This window comes from Lentzea sp. NPDC020367, assembly GCF_044387305.1.
Taxonomy (GTDB): Bacteria; Actinomycetota; Actinomycetes; order Mycobacteriales; family Pseudonocardiaceae; genus Lentzea.
This window is the reverse complement of sequence record NZ_JBIRVV010000018.1, coordinates 105,290-120,760: the sequence shown is the minus strand read 5'-3', so window position 1 is coordinate 120,760 and position 15,471 is coordinate 105,290. Positions and strand designations below refer to the sequence as shown.

16 protein-coding genes are annotated in these 15,471 nt (G+C 69.3%); 4 read left to right on the top strand and 12 right to left on the bottom strand.

Annotated features, from left to right (window positions below; all coding sequences use genetic code 11):
* Window positions 1–522: 522 nt before the first annotated feature.
* Window positions 523–1,797, bottom strand: a complete 1,275-nt coding sequence (gene tyrS, locus ACH413_RS42225) for a tyrosine--tRNA ligase (RefSeq protein WP_360046877.1) — start codon at window positions 1,795–1,797, stop codon at window positions 523–525.
* Window positions 1,798–1,933: 136 nt separating this feature from the next.
* Here tyrS and ACH413_RS42220 point away from each other — a divergent pair, with 136 nt between their 5' ends.
* Complete coding sequence (locus ACH413_RS42220) at window positions 1,934–2,332, top strand: hypothetical protein (protein ID WP_360046876.1); 399 nt, start codon at window positions 1,934–1,936, stop codon at window positions 2,330–2,332.
* Here the strand turns inward: ACH413_RS42220 and ACH413_RS42215 are convergent.
* Together ACH413_RS42215 and ACH413_RS42210 are read right to left on the bottom strand one after the other, a co-directional pair.
* Window positions 2,316–2,834, bottom strand: coding sequence for a hypothetical protein (locus ACH413_RS42215; RefSeq protein ID WP_360046875.1), 519 nt, complete (start codon window positions 2,832–2,834; stop codon window positions 2,316–2,318). The two genes, ACH413_RS42220 and ACH413_RS42215, sit on opposite strands and share 17 nt — an antisense overlap.
* 10 nt (window positions 2,835–2,844) lie before the next feature.
* On the bottom strand, window positions 2,845–3,342 hold the full coding sequence (locus tag ACH413_RS42210) for an SMI1/KNR4 family protein (protein ID WP_360046874.1): 498 nt from the start codon (window positions 3,340–3,342) through the stop codon (window positions 2,845–2,847).
* Window positions 3,343–3,471: 129 nt separating this feature from the next.
* On the opposite strand from ACH413_RS42210, the gene ACH413_RS42205 reads away from it, so the two are divergent.
* Window positions 3,472–4,515 carry a TIR domain-containing protein gene (locus ACH413_RS42205; protein WP_360046873.1) on the top strand — a complete coding sequence of 348 codons (1,044 nt, stop codon included), beginning with the start codon at window positions 3,472–3,474 and terminating at the stop codon, window positions 4,513–4,515.
* On the opposite strand, the gene ACH413_RS42200 is transcribed toward ACH413_RS42205, so the two are convergent.
* From ACH413_RS42200 to argC, 9 genes are read right to left on the bottom strand one after another with little or no spacing between them, the layout of a single operon-like run.
* Window positions 4,507–5,109, bottom strand: coding sequence for a DNA-3-methyladenine glycosylase (locus tag ACH413_RS42200; RefSeq protein ID WP_360046872.1), 603 nt, complete (start codon window positions 5,107–5,109; stop codon window positions 4,507–4,509). The genes ACH413_RS42205 and ACH413_RS42200 overlap by 9 nt on opposite strands.
* A complete protein-coding gene (argH, locus tag ACH413_RS42195) occupies window positions 5,099–6,490 on the bottom strand; it encodes an argininosuccinate lyase (RefSeq protein ID WP_360046871.1) in 1,392 nt (463 codons plus the stop codon). The genes ACH413_RS42200 and argH overlap by 11 nt, the downstream gene beginning before the upstream one ends.
* A gap of 28 nt (window positions 6,491–6,518) precedes the next feature.
* A complete protein-coding gene (locus tag ACH413_RS42190) occupies window positions 6,519–6,785 on the bottom strand; it encodes an argininosuccinate synthase (protein ID WP_396425839.1) in 267 nt (88 codons plus the stop codon).
* On the bottom strand, window positions 6,778–7,263 hold the full coding sequence (locus tag ACH413_RS42185) for an arginine repressor (RefSeq protein ID WP_360046870.1): 486 nt from the start codon (window positions 7,261–7,263) through the stop codon (window positions 6,778–6,780). The genes ACH413_RS42190 and ACH413_RS42185 overlap by 8 nt, the downstream gene beginning before the upstream one ends.
* A complete protein-coding gene (argF, locus tag ACH413_RS42180) occupies window positions 7,260–8,192 on the bottom strand; it encodes an ornithine carbamoyltransferase (protein ID WP_360046869.1) in 933 nt (310 codons plus the stop codon). Before argF ends, ACH413_RS42185 begins: the two co-directional genes overlap by 4 nt.
* On the bottom strand, window positions 8,189–9,322 hold the full coding sequence (locus tag ACH413_RS42175; protein WP_360046880.1) for an acetylornithine transaminase: 1,134 nt from the start codon (window positions 9,320–9,322) through the stop codon (window positions 8,189–8,191). The genes argF and ACH413_RS42175 overlap by 4 nt, the downstream gene beginning before the upstream one ends.
* 20 nt (window positions 9,323–9,342) lie before the next feature.
* The gene (argB, locus tag ACH413_RS42170) at window positions 9,343–10,212 is read right to left on the bottom strand and encodes an acetylglutamate kinase (RefSeq protein WP_360046868.1); all 870 of its coding nucleotides are present in this window, start codon (window positions 10,210–10,212) and stop codon (window positions 9,343–9,345) included.
* The gene (argJ, locus tag ACH413_RS42165) at window positions 10,209–11,381 is read right to left on the bottom strand and encodes a bifunctional glutamate N-acetyltransferase/amino-acid acetyltransferase ArgJ (RefSeq protein ID WP_360046867.1); all 1,173 of its coding nucleotides are present in this window, start codon (window positions 11,379–11,381) and stop codon (window positions 10,209–10,211) included. Before argJ ends, argB begins: the two co-directional genes overlap by 4 nt.
* Window positions 11,378–12,391 (bottom strand): N-acetyl-gamma-glutamyl-phosphate reductase, encoded by a 1,014-nt coding sequence (argC, locus tag ACH413_RS42160; protein ID WP_360046866.1) that lies wholly within the window; start codon window positions 12,389–12,391, stop codon window positions 11,378–11,380. Before argC ends, argJ begins: the two co-directional genes overlap by 4 nt.
* A 117-nt stretch (window positions 12,392–12,508) precedes the next feature.
* Here argC and ACH413_RS42155 point away from each other — a divergent pair, with 117 nt between their 5' ends.
* Together ACH413_RS42155 and ACH413_RS42150 are read left to right on the top strand one after the other, a co-directional pair.
* Entirely contained in the window at window positions 12,509–14,005 is a 1,497-nt protein-coding gene (locus tag ACH413_RS42155; RefSeq protein WP_360046865.1) for a histidine kinase, read from the top strand.
* On the top strand, window positions 14,002–15,471 hold the full coding sequence (locus tag ACH413_RS42150; protein WP_360046864.1) for a histidine kinase: 1,470 nt from the start codon (window positions 14,002–14,004) through the stop codon (window positions 15,469–15,471). The genes ACH413_RS42155 and ACH413_RS42150 overlap by 4 nt, the downstream gene beginning before the upstream one ends.

Below are 15,471 nucleotides of genomic sequence, written 5' to 3'. Positions count from 1 at the left end.
CTCAAAGGAACTACCTCGACGAGGAGGTAATTCATATATTACTGGCTGTGTTTCGGCACGCTGTTGAGTTCTCAAAGAACACGCGCACACCGCAGCTAGTCTCACGGAGAGATGTCGCTTCCGGGGCTGTGTCGTACTTAAGCTTTTGGTTGAAACTTCCGACGCCCTTGGCCTCTGAGCTCAGACGAGCTACCGGCTGGGTCTTCGTCGTTTCCAGATCACCCACTCTACCACAGTCCGTGGAAGCTTGGTTCGTGATCTGTGTCGCGCTCCGTTCCGGTGTTCCCGGCCCGTTCCTCGCTGACATGGAGAAAGTTACACGCACGCCAACGCAGGGTCAAATCGGGGGCACCACGGTCACCTGCGGTTAAGAAACCGCAGGTCAACAGCCCCGTACAGGACCCACGAACAAGCTATCGCAGGCCCGATCCCCACACACTGTGACCGCGATCACATCCAGAAAGATCGAAGGCCGCCGGTCCCAGGTGGGATCGGCGGCCTTCTACGACCAGAACGTGCAGGTCAGAGCTCTACGTGCACGCTCGCGTTGTTGCGCTTGCCGCGGCGGAGCACCAGCCACTTGCCGTGGAGCAGGTCCGACGACGCCGGCTTCCACTCCTCGTCGGTCACCTTCGCGTTGTTCACGTAGGCGCCGCCCTCGTTGACCGTCCGCCGCGCGGCACCCCGGCTGTCCGCCAGGCCCGACGCGATCAGCAGGTCGACGATGGTGGGCTCGTCCGCCAACCGCACCTGACCCTTGGGCGCCTCGGCCAGTGCCGCTTCCAGCACCGACGCGTCCAAGTCGCGCAGCTCGCCCCGGCCGAAGAGCGCCGACGACGCGAGGATGACCTGCTGCGTCGTGCGTTCGCCGTGGACCAGGTCGGTGAACTCCTGCGCGAGCCGCTTCTGCGCGGCGCGTTGGTGCGGCGCCTCCGCGGTCTGCTTCTCCAGCTCGTCCAGCTCCTCACGGGTGAGGAACGTGAACAGGCGCAGGTAGTTCAGCACCGTGACGTCGTCGACGTTCACGAAGTACTGGTACCAGGCGTACGGCGACGTCATCTCCGGGTCGAGCCACACGCGCCCGCCACCGGTGGACTTCCCGAACTTGCGCCCCTCGGCGTCGGTGACCAGCGGAGCCGTCAGCGCGTGCACCTGCTTGCCCTCGACCCTGCGCACCAGGTCGACACCGCTGACGATGTTGCCCCACTGGTCGGAGCCGCCGATCTGCAGCGCGGTGCCGTGCTTGCGGTGCAGCTCCAGGTAGTCGTTCGACTGCAGCAGCACGTAGCTGAACTCGGTGTACGACATGCCGTCGGCTTCGAGGCGCCGCTTCACGGTCTCCCGCGACAGCATCACGTTGACCGAGAAGTGCTTGCCGACGTCGCGCAGGAACTCCAGCGCGCTGACCTGGCCGGTCCAGCTGAGGTTGTTCTCGACGATCGCGCCCGTGGGCGAGTCGTCGAAGTGCACGAACCTCTCCAGCTGCCCGCGGATGCGGTCTGACCACTCGGCGACGGTGTCCAGCGAGTTCATCGTGCGCTCGCCGGTGTCGCGCGGGTCGCCGATCATGCCCGTCGCCCCGCCGGCCAGCACGATCGGCCGGTGCCCCGCCATCTGGAAGCGCTTGAGCATGAGCAGCGGGACCAGGTTGCCGGCGTGCAGCGACGGCGCCGTGGGGTCGAAACCGCAATAGAGCGTGAGCGGGCCGGCGTCCAGGTCCTTCCGGAGTGCGTCGAGGTCGGTGGACGTCGCGATCAGGCCGCGCCAGGACAGTTCGTCAAGGATGTGCTCGCTCACGGATCTCATTGTCGCCTACCTGGTCCAACGGGTTTCGACCCGGTGCTCCGACGGGTATGCCGCCGGCATGACGGACCCACGTGATGCGGAGTTACGCCGGCAGACCGAGTACATGCCGCGCGTGAACGATCCCCACATGCCTCGTGTGAACGAGCCGGTGCTCGAGGAGCAGGTCGTCGAGCGAGACGCCGACTACCGCAGGGTGCGGACGGTGCGAACCGTCTGTGCGGTCATTGACGTCGTGTGCTGGACGTTCGCCATCGTGCTGTTGGTGCACATCTTCCTGGTGATCGCGGGTGCGAACGCGGGCAACGGGTTCTTCCAGTTCGTCGCGGGGTGGGCGGACGGCATCACCCTCGGCCTGGACGGTCTGTTCACGCCGGAGAACGCGTCCGTGGCCACGCTGCTCAACGAGGGCCTGGCCGCGCTGCTGTGGCTGGTCATCGGTGGTCTGCTGACCGCGCTGATCACTCGCATCGCGCTGCCGGTCGGCCATCGACGCGCCTGGTACCGCAGGACTACAGCCGTCCGCTGACGAGGCGGCGCGGCAACTCCACGCCAAGGCTCCCGGCCCAGTCGAGAGCCTTGGCGAGCGAGCGTTCGCCGGTGAGGGTCGCGGCGGCGGGGCGCACCGTGCACCGCCGCCACTGCTCCCCGTTCAGCGTCAGGTGATCGACCTGCGGCAGCGACTCGACGTCGACGTCCGCGCGTGACACGTCGAGGACGCGCAGGTTCGGAAGGGCGGGCAGTTCGACGCGCGCGCCTTCGACCTTGAGGCGGGTCAGCCGTTCGAACGCGGGCACGTCGACGCTTGTCGCGGTGACTTCGAGGCGTTCCAGCGGCAGATGCGCCAGTCCGTCGATCCGCAGACGTCTTCCGCTCAGTTTCAGGTCCTGCAGGTCCACCATGCTCGCGAGCGGCGCCAGATCGGCGTCGCCCAGCTCGCGCAGGCCGAGCTCACGCAGCGTCGGGAACTCGCTCCCCAGGTACGCGACCACGTCGACCTCGTAGTCCGTGACGTCGTAGTGGCCCTTCATGCCGGACGACTCATGACGTTCGGGCGAGCGGATACCGCACGATCGGCACCCAGAGCGGGTGGTGTCCGACGAGCCGCACGGTGTCTCGGGGCGCGGTGTGCGGGATCGGCTCCGCCCAGTTGTCCGGGTCGTGCGCCAAGAAGGCTTCGTCGTCCAGAAGTTGTTGCCGCACAGCAAGGATCTCGTCCGGGGGCAGCAGCACGTGGTCGCCGAACTCGGTGACACCGCTGCGGTACAGCTCGTGCACCTCGGCCGGCAGCGGTACGCCGAGCTCGGCTTCGACGGCCGCCAACGGGCCGGTCGACGTCACTTCGGTGCGCTCGTACGGCGGGATGACGTGACGTGGCCGTGGTTCGAACACGACCGTGTAGCTCGGCGGCAGGTAGCCGGTGCTCTGGTGGATGCCGTCGGTGAGTAGCGCCGTGAACGCCCCGTCCGGCTCGACTCGCATCTCCACGACCACGTTGCCGTCAGAGCCGAGAGCGACCAACGACTTGAGGTGGCGCACGCGCTCGCTGTGTTCTGACGGCTCGGACGTGACCCTGTGGTTCGTGTACCCGCTTCGGCGGCCACCTCGGCCAGCAGCTTCTCCACGTACGTCCCCCCAGAACGTCGAATGGACCCGTACCTTGTCCCGGTGGCCGAGTACGAGTTCGACGTCGCCCCTTCGTTCGCCGAGCAGGACCGCGCCCAGGTCGAGCCGATCGTGCGGCGCTTGGAAGAGCTCGGCGTCAACGTCTACTACGACGAGGACCAGCTCGTCGCGCGGTGGGGCCGCAACCTGATCGAACACATCACGGACACGTTGACGCACAAGGTCCGGTACGTCCTGATGTTCACCTCACAGCGCTACGTCGAGCACTCGCTGGCACGGCACGAACGCCAGACCGCGCAGACGCGAGCGTTGGAGCAGCAGAACGAGTTCTTGCTGCCGATCAAGCTCGACGACACCAAGGTGCCCGGCCTGCTGTCCAGCATCGGGTTCCTGGACCTGCGCGTGCACACCGCCGAGGTGATCGCGCAGTCGGTCGTGCAGAAGCTCGCGCAACACCGCGCCGAGTTCACGTCCACTACCCCGATCACGCCCAAGTCCGTGGACGCGCTGGTGCGGGAGAAGCCGCGCGGCTGGGAGTACCTGCTCTACGCGACTGTTGTGGCGCAAGGGCTTGCGGAGCTGCAGCAGAAGTACCGCGAGCACTTCCTGCGCTACTCGCCGCGCAACGGGACGGTCGAGCACGGCAACGGGATCGACCTGATCCGCGATCGCAACGTGCTGCTCAGCGAGATCATCAAGGTCGCGGTGGACTCGGTCTTCACGGCGGACACCCAGGAGGCCGCGTTCGGCAGGTCCGGCGAGGCGGGGGACGCGGATCAGATCGTGCACCTCGGCGAGCTGTTCGTGCGGACGTTCGACGAGATCCTCGACTGGGCGCGCGGCATCCACGGGACCAGTTACGCGAACGAGCAGGCCCGTGCCGCGGCGCGGGTGCAGGCGCGGTTCGCCGACCGGCAGCTGGAGGCGATGCACGGGGTGGCTCGGGATCTGCGCGAGGTGGCGGACACGCTGGTCGAGCGGTTGACGGCCGGGGAGCGGATCGACATGACGGTGCCGCTGGTGTTCGAGGTGGAGCCTGCCCTGGAGCTCGAGTTCAAGGCCGCGCTGGACAGGCTGTCACGCTGACGGGCGGCGTTTGCCGCCTCTCTTGTAAGTCGACACGGCCGGAGAGTCGATCCAGAACCGCCACGGCACGTCCATCGCCACGGCGACGCCGACGCGTGGACCGGCGTGCACCTTCGCCGCCGGTTCGCCTGCATAAAGACGCACGGGCGAGTCAGCGGACGTCAGGTCGAGGCCGTTCTGCGTCCGGTCGAGCCCCAGGACCTTGCACAGCCGGGCGGGGCCCTTGGCCAGTTCGGCGGCGGAACGGGAGGCCGGGCGGCGCGAGAACGCGACGTCCTCACCGGAGACGACTTCGCCCGCGCGCAACAAGACCGCGCCGGGGACGCCGTCGGTCAGCGTGACGACGTTGGCGCAGAAGTGCATGCCGTAGACGAAGTAGACGTACAGGAAGCCGGCCGGGCCGAACATGACCTCGTTGCGCGGGGTCCTGCCGCGGTAGCAGTGGGACGCCGGGTCGTCGCCGCCCCGGTAGGCCTCCACCTCGACGATGCGCACTCGCACGCCGTCGGCCTCCAGGAACGAACCGAGGAGGAGCCGGGACGCATCGACCGGGTCGATGGCCAGCTCCTCCCTGGTCAGCAGCCTAGAACTCACGCGCGGAGGCAGCCTTCGCCACGAGTGCGTCCAGCTGTTCGCGGACGCGGACGGGGGCCGTGCCGCCGTGGGCGTCGCGCGAGGCGATGGAGCCCTCGACGGTCAGCACCGAACGGACCTCGGAGGTCAGGGCGGGCGAGATCGCGAGGAACTCCTCGTCGGTCAGGTCCTCCAGGCCGACGCCGCGGGACTCGGCCGCGCGGACGCACGCACCGGCGGCCTCGTGGGCCACGCGGAACGGAACGCCTTGGCGCACAAGCCATTCCGCGATGTCCGTGGCCAGGGTGAAGCCCGCCGGAGCGAGAGAGGCCATGCGAGCGACGTCGAAGCGAAGCGTCGCCACCATGCCCGCGAAGGCCGGGAGCAGCAGCTCCAGCTGCTCGACCGAGTCGAACAGCGGTTCCTTGTCCTCCTGCAGGTCGCGGTTGTACGCGAGCGGCTGGGCCTTCAGCGTCGCCAGGAGCCCGGCGAGGTTGCCGATCAGACGGCCCGACTTGCCGCGCGCGAGTTCGGCGACGTCCGGGTTCTTCTTCTGCGGCATGATCGAGCTGCCGGTGGACCAGGCGTCGTCGAGCACCGCGAAGCGGAACTCGGCGGTGGTCCAGATGATGATCTCCTCGGCCACCCGGGAGAGGTTCACGCTGATCATGGCCAGCACGAACGCGATCTCGGCGGCGAAGTCGCGGGACGCGGTGCCGTCGATCGAGTTCTCCACCGGGGCGTAGAAGCCCAGGTCGGCGGCCACCTTCGCGGGGTCCAGCCCCAACGAGGAACCCGCGAGAGCGCCTGAGCCGTAGGGGGAGAACCCGGCGCGCTTGTCCCAGTCGTGCAGGCGGTCGACGTCACGCAGCAACGCGTGGGCGTGCGCGAGAAGGTGGTGCGAGAGCAGCACGGGCTGTGCGGACTGCAGGTGCGTGCGGCCCGGCATGACGGCACCGAAGTGCGTCTCGGACTGCGCGGCCAGCGCGTCCACCACGTCCAGCACGCCGGCAGCGACACGGCGGGCCGCGTCGCGCAGCCACATGCGGAACAGGGTGGCGACCTGGTCGTTGCGGGAACGGCCGGCGCGCAGCTTGCCGCCCAGCTCGGTGCCGGCGCGGTCGATCAGGCCGCGCTCCAACGCCGTGTGGACGTCCTCGTCCTCCAGCACCGGGGTGAAGGCACCGGACTCGACGTCGGCGAGCAGCTCGTCGAGCGCCTTCTGCATGCCGGCGAGTTCGTCGTCCGACAACAGACCCGCGGCGTGCAGCACACGGGCGTGCGCGCGCGAGCCCGCGATGTCGTACGGCGCGAGCCGCCAGTCGAAGTGCGTCGACAGCGACAACCGTGCCATCGCCTCGGCCGGTCCCGACTCGAACCGGCCACCCCACAAAGAACTCATCACTGCGCAACTTTCATTTGGCTAACTTTCAGCTGGCGAAGTCGTAAAGCGATTCTTCCGAACGGGCCACCAGCCCGACCACGCGCCCCTCGTACAGCGCGACGTCGACCTCGCCGGAACCCGAGGTCAGTGCCATCCGTGCGACCCGCACCGCGACCGATCCCAGACTGGACCGCACGACGCCGGCACGGAAGTTGAGCTCGCGGACGGCCTCGGCGACGGAGACGGTCTCGCCGTCCACCGCCACCACGACACCCGCGTCGAACGTCAGAACGGCGTGCACGGGCTCATTCATCGACGTGACCAGCGGCCAGCGAGGTGATCCGGTCGGCGAGTTCGGAGCCGGTCATCGGCTCGCGGGCCACGACGAGGATCGTGTCGTCACCCGCGATCGTGCCGACGACCTCGTGCAACGCCGCGCGGTCCAGAGCGGACGCCAGGAACTGCGCGGCACCGGGAGGAGTGCGCAGCACCGCGAGGTTGCCGGAGAAGTCAGTGGACACCAGCAGTTCGCCCAGCACGCGGACCAGGCGCGTGGTTCCGCCCTGCACGCCGCGCACGGGGCTGCCGTCCTCGGGGATCACGTAGACCGGCGCACCGCCGTCAGGGCCGCGCAGCTTGACCGCGCCGAGCTCGTCGAGGTCGCGCGACAACGTGGCCTGCGTGACGTCGATGCCTTCCGACGCCAGCAGTTTCGCGAGCTCGGACTGGCTGCGGACGGCACGCTGCGCCACCATCTCGACGATGCGGCCCTGACGGGCGGTGCGAGTCATGACGACTGCTCCAGCAACCACACGAGCAAGGCCTTCTGCGCGTGCAGCCGGTTCTCGGCCTCCTGCCACACCAGCGACTGCGGGCCGTCGAGCACGTCGTCGGTGATCTCCCAGCCGCGGTGCGCCGGCAGGCAGTGCAGCACCGTCGAGTCGGGCTTGCCCGTGGCCTCCAACAACGAGGCGTTCACCTGGTACGGGCGGAACGGGCCGACGCGGTCCTTGCCGTCGTTCTCCTGCCCCATCGACGTCCACGTGTCGGTGACCAGCACGTCCGAACCGTCGACGGAAGCGAGCGGGTCGCTGATCAACGCCACCGAACCACCGGTCTCGGCGGCGCGCTTCTTGGCGTCCTCCAGGAACTGCGGGTTCGGCACGAACCCGGCGGGCGCGCCGATCCGCACGTGCATGCCGGCCGTGGCACCGCCGAGCAGCAACGAGTGCGCCATGTTGTTGGCGCCGTCGCCCAGGTACGTCAGCGTCAGACCGGCCAACCGGCCATAACGGCGGCGGATCGTCTGCAGGTCCGCGAGCACCTGGCACGGGTGGAACTCGTCGGTCAGCGCGTTCACCACGGGAACGCGCGACACGGACGCCATCGCCTCCATGCGCGCCTGGGCGAACGTCCGCCACACCACCGCGTCGACGTACCCGGACAGGATCCGCGAGGTGTCCTCGATGGTCTCCTCGCGGCCCAGCTGCATCGAGCGGCCGTCGATGATCACCGGGTTGCCGCCGAGCTGGGCGATGCCGACCTCGAACGACAACCGGGTGCGCGTGGAGTTCTTCTCGAAGATCACCGCGACGGACTTGGGGCCCGCCAACGGCTTCGCGGAGAAGCGGTCCGCCTTGTAGGTGTCCGCGAGGTCGAGCACCGCGGCCTGTTCCGAAGTGGACAGGTCGTCGTCGCGCAGGAAGTGCCGCAAAGTCACTGCGTCTCCTCGAAGAAGGTGGGAAGCGCGGCGACGAAGGCCTGCGCGTCGGACTCTTCCAGAACCAGGGGCGGGGCGAGCCGCAGCACGTCGGGCTGGATCGGGTTGATCAGGTAACCGGCCTTCTGCGCGGCCGCCGCGGCCTTCGCCGAGACCGCCTCGCGCAGCGTGATGCCGAGCAGCAGGCCGGCTCCCCGCACACCGGAGATCGCGGGGTGGTGCAACGCCTCCACCCCCGCGGCGATCTCCTTGCCCACGGACGAGGCGTGCTCCAGCAGGCCTTCCGAGGCGATCGTGTCGAGCACCGCGAGTCCGGCTGCGCAGCACACCGGGTTGCCGCCGTACGTGGTGCCGTGGTGGCCGGGCTTGAACAGCTCCGCGGCCGCACCGAAGCCGATCGTGGCACCGAGTGGCAGGCCACCGCCGATGCCCTTGGCCAGCGTCATGATGTCCGGCACGATCCCGGCCTGCTGGAACGCGAACCACGTGCCGAGGCGGCCGACGCCGGTCTGCACCTCGTCGAGGATGAACAGCGCGCCGTGCTCGGCGGTGATCCGGCGGACCTCCTGCAGGTAGCCGGCGGGCGGCACCATGACGCCCTGCTCGCCCTGGATCGGCTCGACGATGAACGCCGCCGTGTCGTCGTCGATCGCGGCCTCAAGCGCTGCCACGTCACCGAACGGGACGTGCGAGACACCGGGCACGAGCGGTTCGAACGGCGCGCGCTTCGGCTCCTGGCCGGTGAGCGTCAGCGCGCCCATCGTGCGGCCGTGGAACCCGCCGAGCGTGGAGACGATCTTGGTGCGGCCGGTGAGGCGCGCCATCTTCAGCGCGGCCTCGTTGGCCTCGGCGCCGGAGTTGCAGAAGAAGACCTTGCCGGGCTCCCCCGCGATGTCCAGCAGGCGTTCGGCGAGCTTCAGCGCGGGCTCGTTCACGTACAGGTTGCCGGTGTGGCCGAGCTTCGCGATCTGCGTCGAGACCGCCTCGACGATCGCCGGGTGCGCGTGGCCGAGAGCGTTGACCGCGAGGCCGGTCAGCAGGTCGACGTACCGGTTTCCGTCCGCGTCCCAGACGTGCGCGCCCTCACCGCGTTCCAGCTGCAGCGAAGGTGTGCCGTAGTTGTCCATCATGGACTGTTGCCACCGCGTGGTCACTTGTCCCCCAAGACCATGGTTCCGACACCTTCAGTGGTGAAGACTTCGAGCAGAACGCTGTGGGCCAGCCTGCCGTCGATCACGTGTGCCTGCGGAACACCGCCGCGCACCGCGCGCAGGCAGGCCTCCATCTTCGGCACCATGCCGCTTTCCAGGTCCGGCAGGATCTTCTCCAGCTCCGCGGCACGGATCTGGTTCAGCAGCGACGACTTGTCCGGCCAGTTCGCGTACAGGCCCTCGACGTCGGTCAGCACGACGAGCTTCTCCGCGCCGAGAGCGACCGCGAGAGCGCCTGCCGCCGTGTCCGCGTTCACGTTGTGCGGCACGCCGTGGATGTCCGGCGCGACGGACGACACGACCGGGATGCGGCCCGCGCGCACGATGTCGAGCACCGCGTCCGGGTTGACCTCGGTGATGTCGCCGACGAGGCCGATGTCGACCTCTTCGCCGTCCACGATCGCACCGCGGCGGGTGGCCGTGAACAGGTGCGCGTCCTCGCCGGAGATGCCGACGGCGTAAGGACCGTGCTGGTTGATCAGGCCGACGAGCTCACGCCCGACCTGGCCGACCAGCACCATCCGCACGACGTCCATGGCCTCCGGCGTCGTGACGCGCAGGCCGCCGCGGAACTCGCTGTGGATGCCCAGCTTGTCCAGCATCGACTTGATCTGCGGGCCGCCGCCGTGCACGACGACCGGGCGCAGGCCGCACAGCCGAAGGAACACCATGTCCTCGGCGAACGCCTTCTTCAGCTCGTCGTCGACCATGGCATTGCCGCCGTACTTGACGACCACGAGCGCGCCGCGGAAACGCTCCAGCCACGGCAGTGCTTCGACGAGGACTGCCGCTTTTTCGTGTGCATTCATGAGGAGTAGGCGCTGTTCTCTTCGACGTAGTCGTGGGACAGGTCCGTGGTCAGCACGGTGGCTTCGGCGTCACCGACGTTGAGGTCGATGACGATCTCGACGTCACGGCCCGACAGGTCGGCTTCGCTGCGGTCGCGGTCGCGGGTCCCGTTGCGGTAGAGCGACACTCCGTTGATCAGGATCTGGAGCACGTCCGGGTCGATCTCGGCGTCCGCGCGGCCCAGCGCCATCGCGATGCGGCCCCAGTTCGGGTCGCTGCCGAAGAGCGCGGTCTTCACCAGGTTGTCCTCGGCGACCGTCCGTCCGATGTGGACGGCCTCGGCCTCGGTGGCGGCCTGCCTGACGGTGATGCTGATTTCCTTCGTCACGCCCTCGGCGTCGCCCTGCAGCTGCTTGACCAGGTCGCCCGCGACCTCGGTCAGCAACGCGGTGAAGTCCTCGAACGTGGGCTCGACGCCCGAAGCGCCGGAGGCCAGCACCAGCACGGTGTCGTTGGTGGACGTGCCGCCGTCGACGTCGAGCCGGTCGAACGTCCTGGAGGTGGCCAGGCGCAACGCCTTGTCCAGCGAGTCGCCGGAGATCTTGGCGTCGGTGGTGATGACCGACAGCATCGTGGCCATGTTCGGCGCGAGCATGCCCGCGCCCTTCACGAACCCGCCGACGGACCACCCGGCGTCCGATGCCTTCCACGACTGCTTCGGGCGGCTGTCCGTGGTCATGACGCCGGTGGCGGCGTTGAGCCCGGCCTCCACCGAGGAGTCCAGCTCCTTCGCGACGTTCTCGACACCGGTGAGGATCTTGTCCATCGGCAGGCGCTCGCCGATCAGGCCGGTCGAGCAGACCGCGACGTCGACGGCGCCGGTGCCGAGCACCTCGGCGACCTTCTCCGCGGTGGCGTGGGTGTCCTGGAAGCCCTCGGGGCCGGTGCACGCGTTGGCGCCGCCGGAGTTGAGCACGACCGCGGTCAGTCGCCGGGACCCGATCACCTGCTGCGACCACAACACCGGCGCGGCCTTCACCTTGTTCGTGGTGAAGACACCCGCGGCGGCGTCGGAAGGCCCGTCGTTGACGACGAGCGTGAGGTCGAGAGCGCCGGATTCCTTGATTCCGGCGGCGATCCCGGCGGCCCGGAAGCCCTGGGGTCCGGTGACGCCCTTGTTGCGGTTCACGGAGCGACTCCAACGGTCGAGAGGCCGGTCGTTTCCGGCAGTCCGAGAGCGAGGTTCATGCACTGGACAGCGGCACCGGCGGTGCCCTTGGCCAGGTTGTCGACGGCGGCCACGACCACGAGCCGGCCAAGGTCCTCGTCGACGGTGACTTGCAACTGGACGGCGTTCGAACCGAGAACGGCGTTCGTCGTCGGCCAGAGACCTTCGGGCAGGAGGTGCACGAACGGCTCGTCCGCGTACGCCTTCTCGTAGACCTCGCGAACGTTTGCGCCGTCCTTCAACGTCGCCGTGCAGGTGGCGAGGATGCCCCGCGACATCGGCGCGAGCACCGGCGTGAAGCTGACCTTGATCGGACGGCCTGCCGCCGCTGAGAGGTTCTGCGTGATCTCGGGCGTGTGCCGGTGCGCGCCACCGACGCCGTACGCGCTCGCGGAGCCCATGACCTCGGAACCGAGCAGGTTCGTCTTCAACGACTTGCCCGCGCCGGACGTGCCGGACACGGCGACGATGACGACCTCGTCCTCGATGAGGTCCACGGCCGGTGCGAGCGCCAAAGAAGAGACCGTCGGGTAGCAGCCCGGAACGGCCACGCGGCGTGCGCCGACGAGCGCGTCCCGCCCGTTGGGAAGCTCGGGAAGTCCGTACGGCCAGGTGCCCGCGTGCTCGCCGCCGTACCACCGCTTCCAGTCGTCAGCGCTGGTCAGCCGGTGGTCGGCACCGCAGTCGATCACGACCGTGTCGTCGCCGAGTTGCTCGGCCAGCGCGGCTGAGTGACCGTGGGGAAGTGCGAGGAACACCACGTCGTGGCCCTGGAGGTTCTCGACTGTGGTGTCTTGTAGCTGTCGGTCCGCGAGCGGCAGGAGGTGCGGCTGGTGCTTGAGCAGCCTGTCGCCGGCACTGCTGTTGGCCGTCAGCGCGCCGATCTCGATGTCCGGATGGCCCAGTAGCAGGCGGAGCAGCTCGCCACCCGCGTACCCGCTGGCGCCCGCGACCGCGATCCTCACTGTCATGCGCATGATTATGCACGGTCATGCAAACTCACTCAACAGGAGCGTGGCCACCTGGCCACCCGATCGGGGCCACCTGGCGCTGTGGGGCGCTGACAGCGGTCGACGATGATGATCCGCGTGAACGTGAAGGTGCGCGACGGGTTGTGGGCGGCAGCCGCCTTCCTGATCGCGCTGTTGAGCCTGGTCGCGCCGCTGGGCAGGCCCGCCCACTGGTGGCTGGTCGTGGCGTCCGCGGTGTGGGCGGCGGCACTGGTGCCGCTCAGCGCGCGCCGGCCGAGGTGGGCGATCGTGCTCACCGCTCCCCTCAACGGGGTCAGCAACCTGCTCGCGCTCGCCCCCACGTCGCTCGTGATCTTCCGCGCGGCCCGGTCGATCCGGTCGCAGGGTCAGCTGTGGGCGCTGGTCGGCGTCACGACGGCGCTGCAGGCGGCGTTCGGCGGCCTGTACTCGTGGCGGTCCGGGGACAGCCTGACGGAGTACCTGCTCGGCACGCTGTTCTCGGTGGTGTTCCTGCTGATCTTCCCCGCGGTGTCCGGGGCGCTCATCGGGCGGCGCAAGCCGTTGACGCAGGTGCTGATGGAGCGCAACGACTACCTGGAACACACGCGCGCGTTGACCGCGAGCACCGCGCGTTCGGCTACGCGCGCACACATCGCGAGCGAGATGCACGACATGCTCAGCCACCGGCTCCGGCAGCTGACCGCCCATGCGGGCGCCCTGGAGCAGTCCGCCGCCGAACAGGCACCTGAGCTGCGCGAACAGGTCGAGCTGATCCGCAGGACGTCCGCGGTCGCGATGGAGGAACTGCGCGAGATCCTCGGCGTGCTCGGTACCTCCTCCGAACACGACGAGGACGCCGGTACGCGCGCGGACGTCGAACGGCTCGTGGCTGCGTCTTCCGCAGCAGGCCTCTCCATTTACTTCGACTGGTCGGGCGACGATCTGGCCGATGCCGACGCACGCCTGCGCAGGGCCGTGCATCGAGTCGTGCGCGAAGCACTCACGAACGTGCACAAGCACGCGCCGTCAGCCCGAACGCGCGTGTCGGTGGCCGTCGCCGACCGGGTGCGGGTAGAGGTCGTCAACGGTCCCAGTGCGGCGCCCAGGGGTGCCGGTACCCGGCGCGGGCTGATCGGCCTGGAGGAACGCGTCGAGCTGATCGGCGGGTCGTTCCTCGCCGAGGTCCCCACCGGGGAGGGGTTCCGGGTGACGGCCACCCTGCCGTTGCACCCGGTCGTGCCGGAGGAGACCGGGGCGGCGGGGACCGTGGCCGAGGCGCCGCCACCGATCACCGCCGAGGTCCTGACGGTGCCGCGGGTGGTCGGCAGCGGCTGTCTGGCCACGCTCTCGCTCGTTCCCGCGCTCGGCACGGTGTTCGTCCTGCTCCTCGTCGCGGTCTTCGGCCGCAAGGACATCACCCCGGAGGAGTTCGAGGCGTTCCAGGTGTCGGTCACGCACGAGCAGGAGGTCAACGAGACCTTCGGCTTCGGCGTGCCGTCGGACCACACCGGGTGCCTGCGCTACCACGTGCGCGACTCCGCCGACCGCGACGTCGAACTCTGCTTCGACCGGAACTCGGGCCTGCTGACCACGAAGAGGGAGCTCGCGCGATGAGGCTCGTCTGGCCGGCGCTCGCGTTCCTGGTGGGCCTGGTGCCGCTGATCGCCCCGCTGGCGCCGACCCCGCACCCGTTGCTGACCATCGGCAGCGCGCTGTGGATCGCCGCTCTCGTGTGGTTCGCCCCGCGCCGGCCGGAGTGGGCGCTGCTGCTGACGGCCCCGCTGTTCGCGGTCAACAACCTCTGGGCGATGTCCCTGACGACGTTCGTGGTGTTCGCCGCGTCCCGCCGCATCCCCCGGATCGGCCGCCTGTGGGCGTTGCTGGGCATCACCACGGTCCTGCAGACCGCCTTCGGCCTCATGCAGGTCCACGACCTGATGCCGCTGTGGGAGAGCCTGCTCGGCGGGCTCCTCGGCTCGGTCTTCTTCGTGGCCTTCCCCGCCGTCTCCGGCATGCTGCTCGGCCGCCGCCGGCCGATGGTCCGCCTGCTGCAGGAACGCAACGAGTACCTGGAGCGCGCCCGTGCCCTGACCGCCGCGTCGGCCCGGTCCGAGGAACGGGCGCACATCGCCGGCGAGATGCACGACATGCTCGGGCACCGGCTCAGCCTGATCTCCATCCACGCGGGGGCCCTGGAGCTGACGACCGCACGAAAAGCCCCTCAGCTGCACGAACAGGCCGAGCTGATCCGCACGACGTCGTCGCTCGCGATGGCCGAACTGCGCGAGATCCTCGGCGTGCTGCGGACGAACCCCGAGCCCGAGTCGCTCGACGAGGACACCGGCACCCGCTCCGACATCGCCGCGCTGGTCGAGGCCTCCGGGCTCGCCGCGTCCCTGGACTGGTCCGGCGACGACCTGCACGGCGCGGACCCCAGGACCCGCCGCGCGGTGCAGCGGGTGGTCCGCGAGGCCCTGACCAACGTCCGCAAGCACGCCCCGGAGGCCCGCACCCGAGTGCAGATCGCGGTTCAGGCCGGCCGGGCACGCATCCAGGTGCTGAACGGGCCGTCGTCGGCGGTCCCGGGCAGGGGCACCCGGCGCGGCCTGATCGGCCTGGAGGAACGCGTCGGGTTGCTCGGCGGCTCGTTCAGCGCGGGCCCGCCGGTCGAGGGCGGGTTCCGGGTGGCGGCGGACGTGCCGCTGAACCCGCCCGCCCAGGCGGACCAGGCCACCGCCGAGGTCGCCGAGGTGCCGCCACCGCTCGCCGCCGAGGTGCTGACCGTGCCGCGGGTACTGGGCGGCGGCTGCCTCGGGCTACTCGCGCTGGTGCCGATCGCCGGTGCGCTGGTCGTGCTGCTGGTGTTCGCGTTGCTCAACCCGACGCAGATGAACGCGCCGTACTTCGACTCGTTGCAGGTCGGCGTCACGCCGGAGGGCGACGTGTACGAGGAGTTCGGCATCGGCGTGCTGGGCGTCGACGGGTGCTCGCGGTTCCGGACCTCGCACAACCCGGACCTGGCCTACAAGCTGTGCTTCCGCGACGGCAAGTTGGCTTCGAAGGAGCAGGAGCGCCCGTAG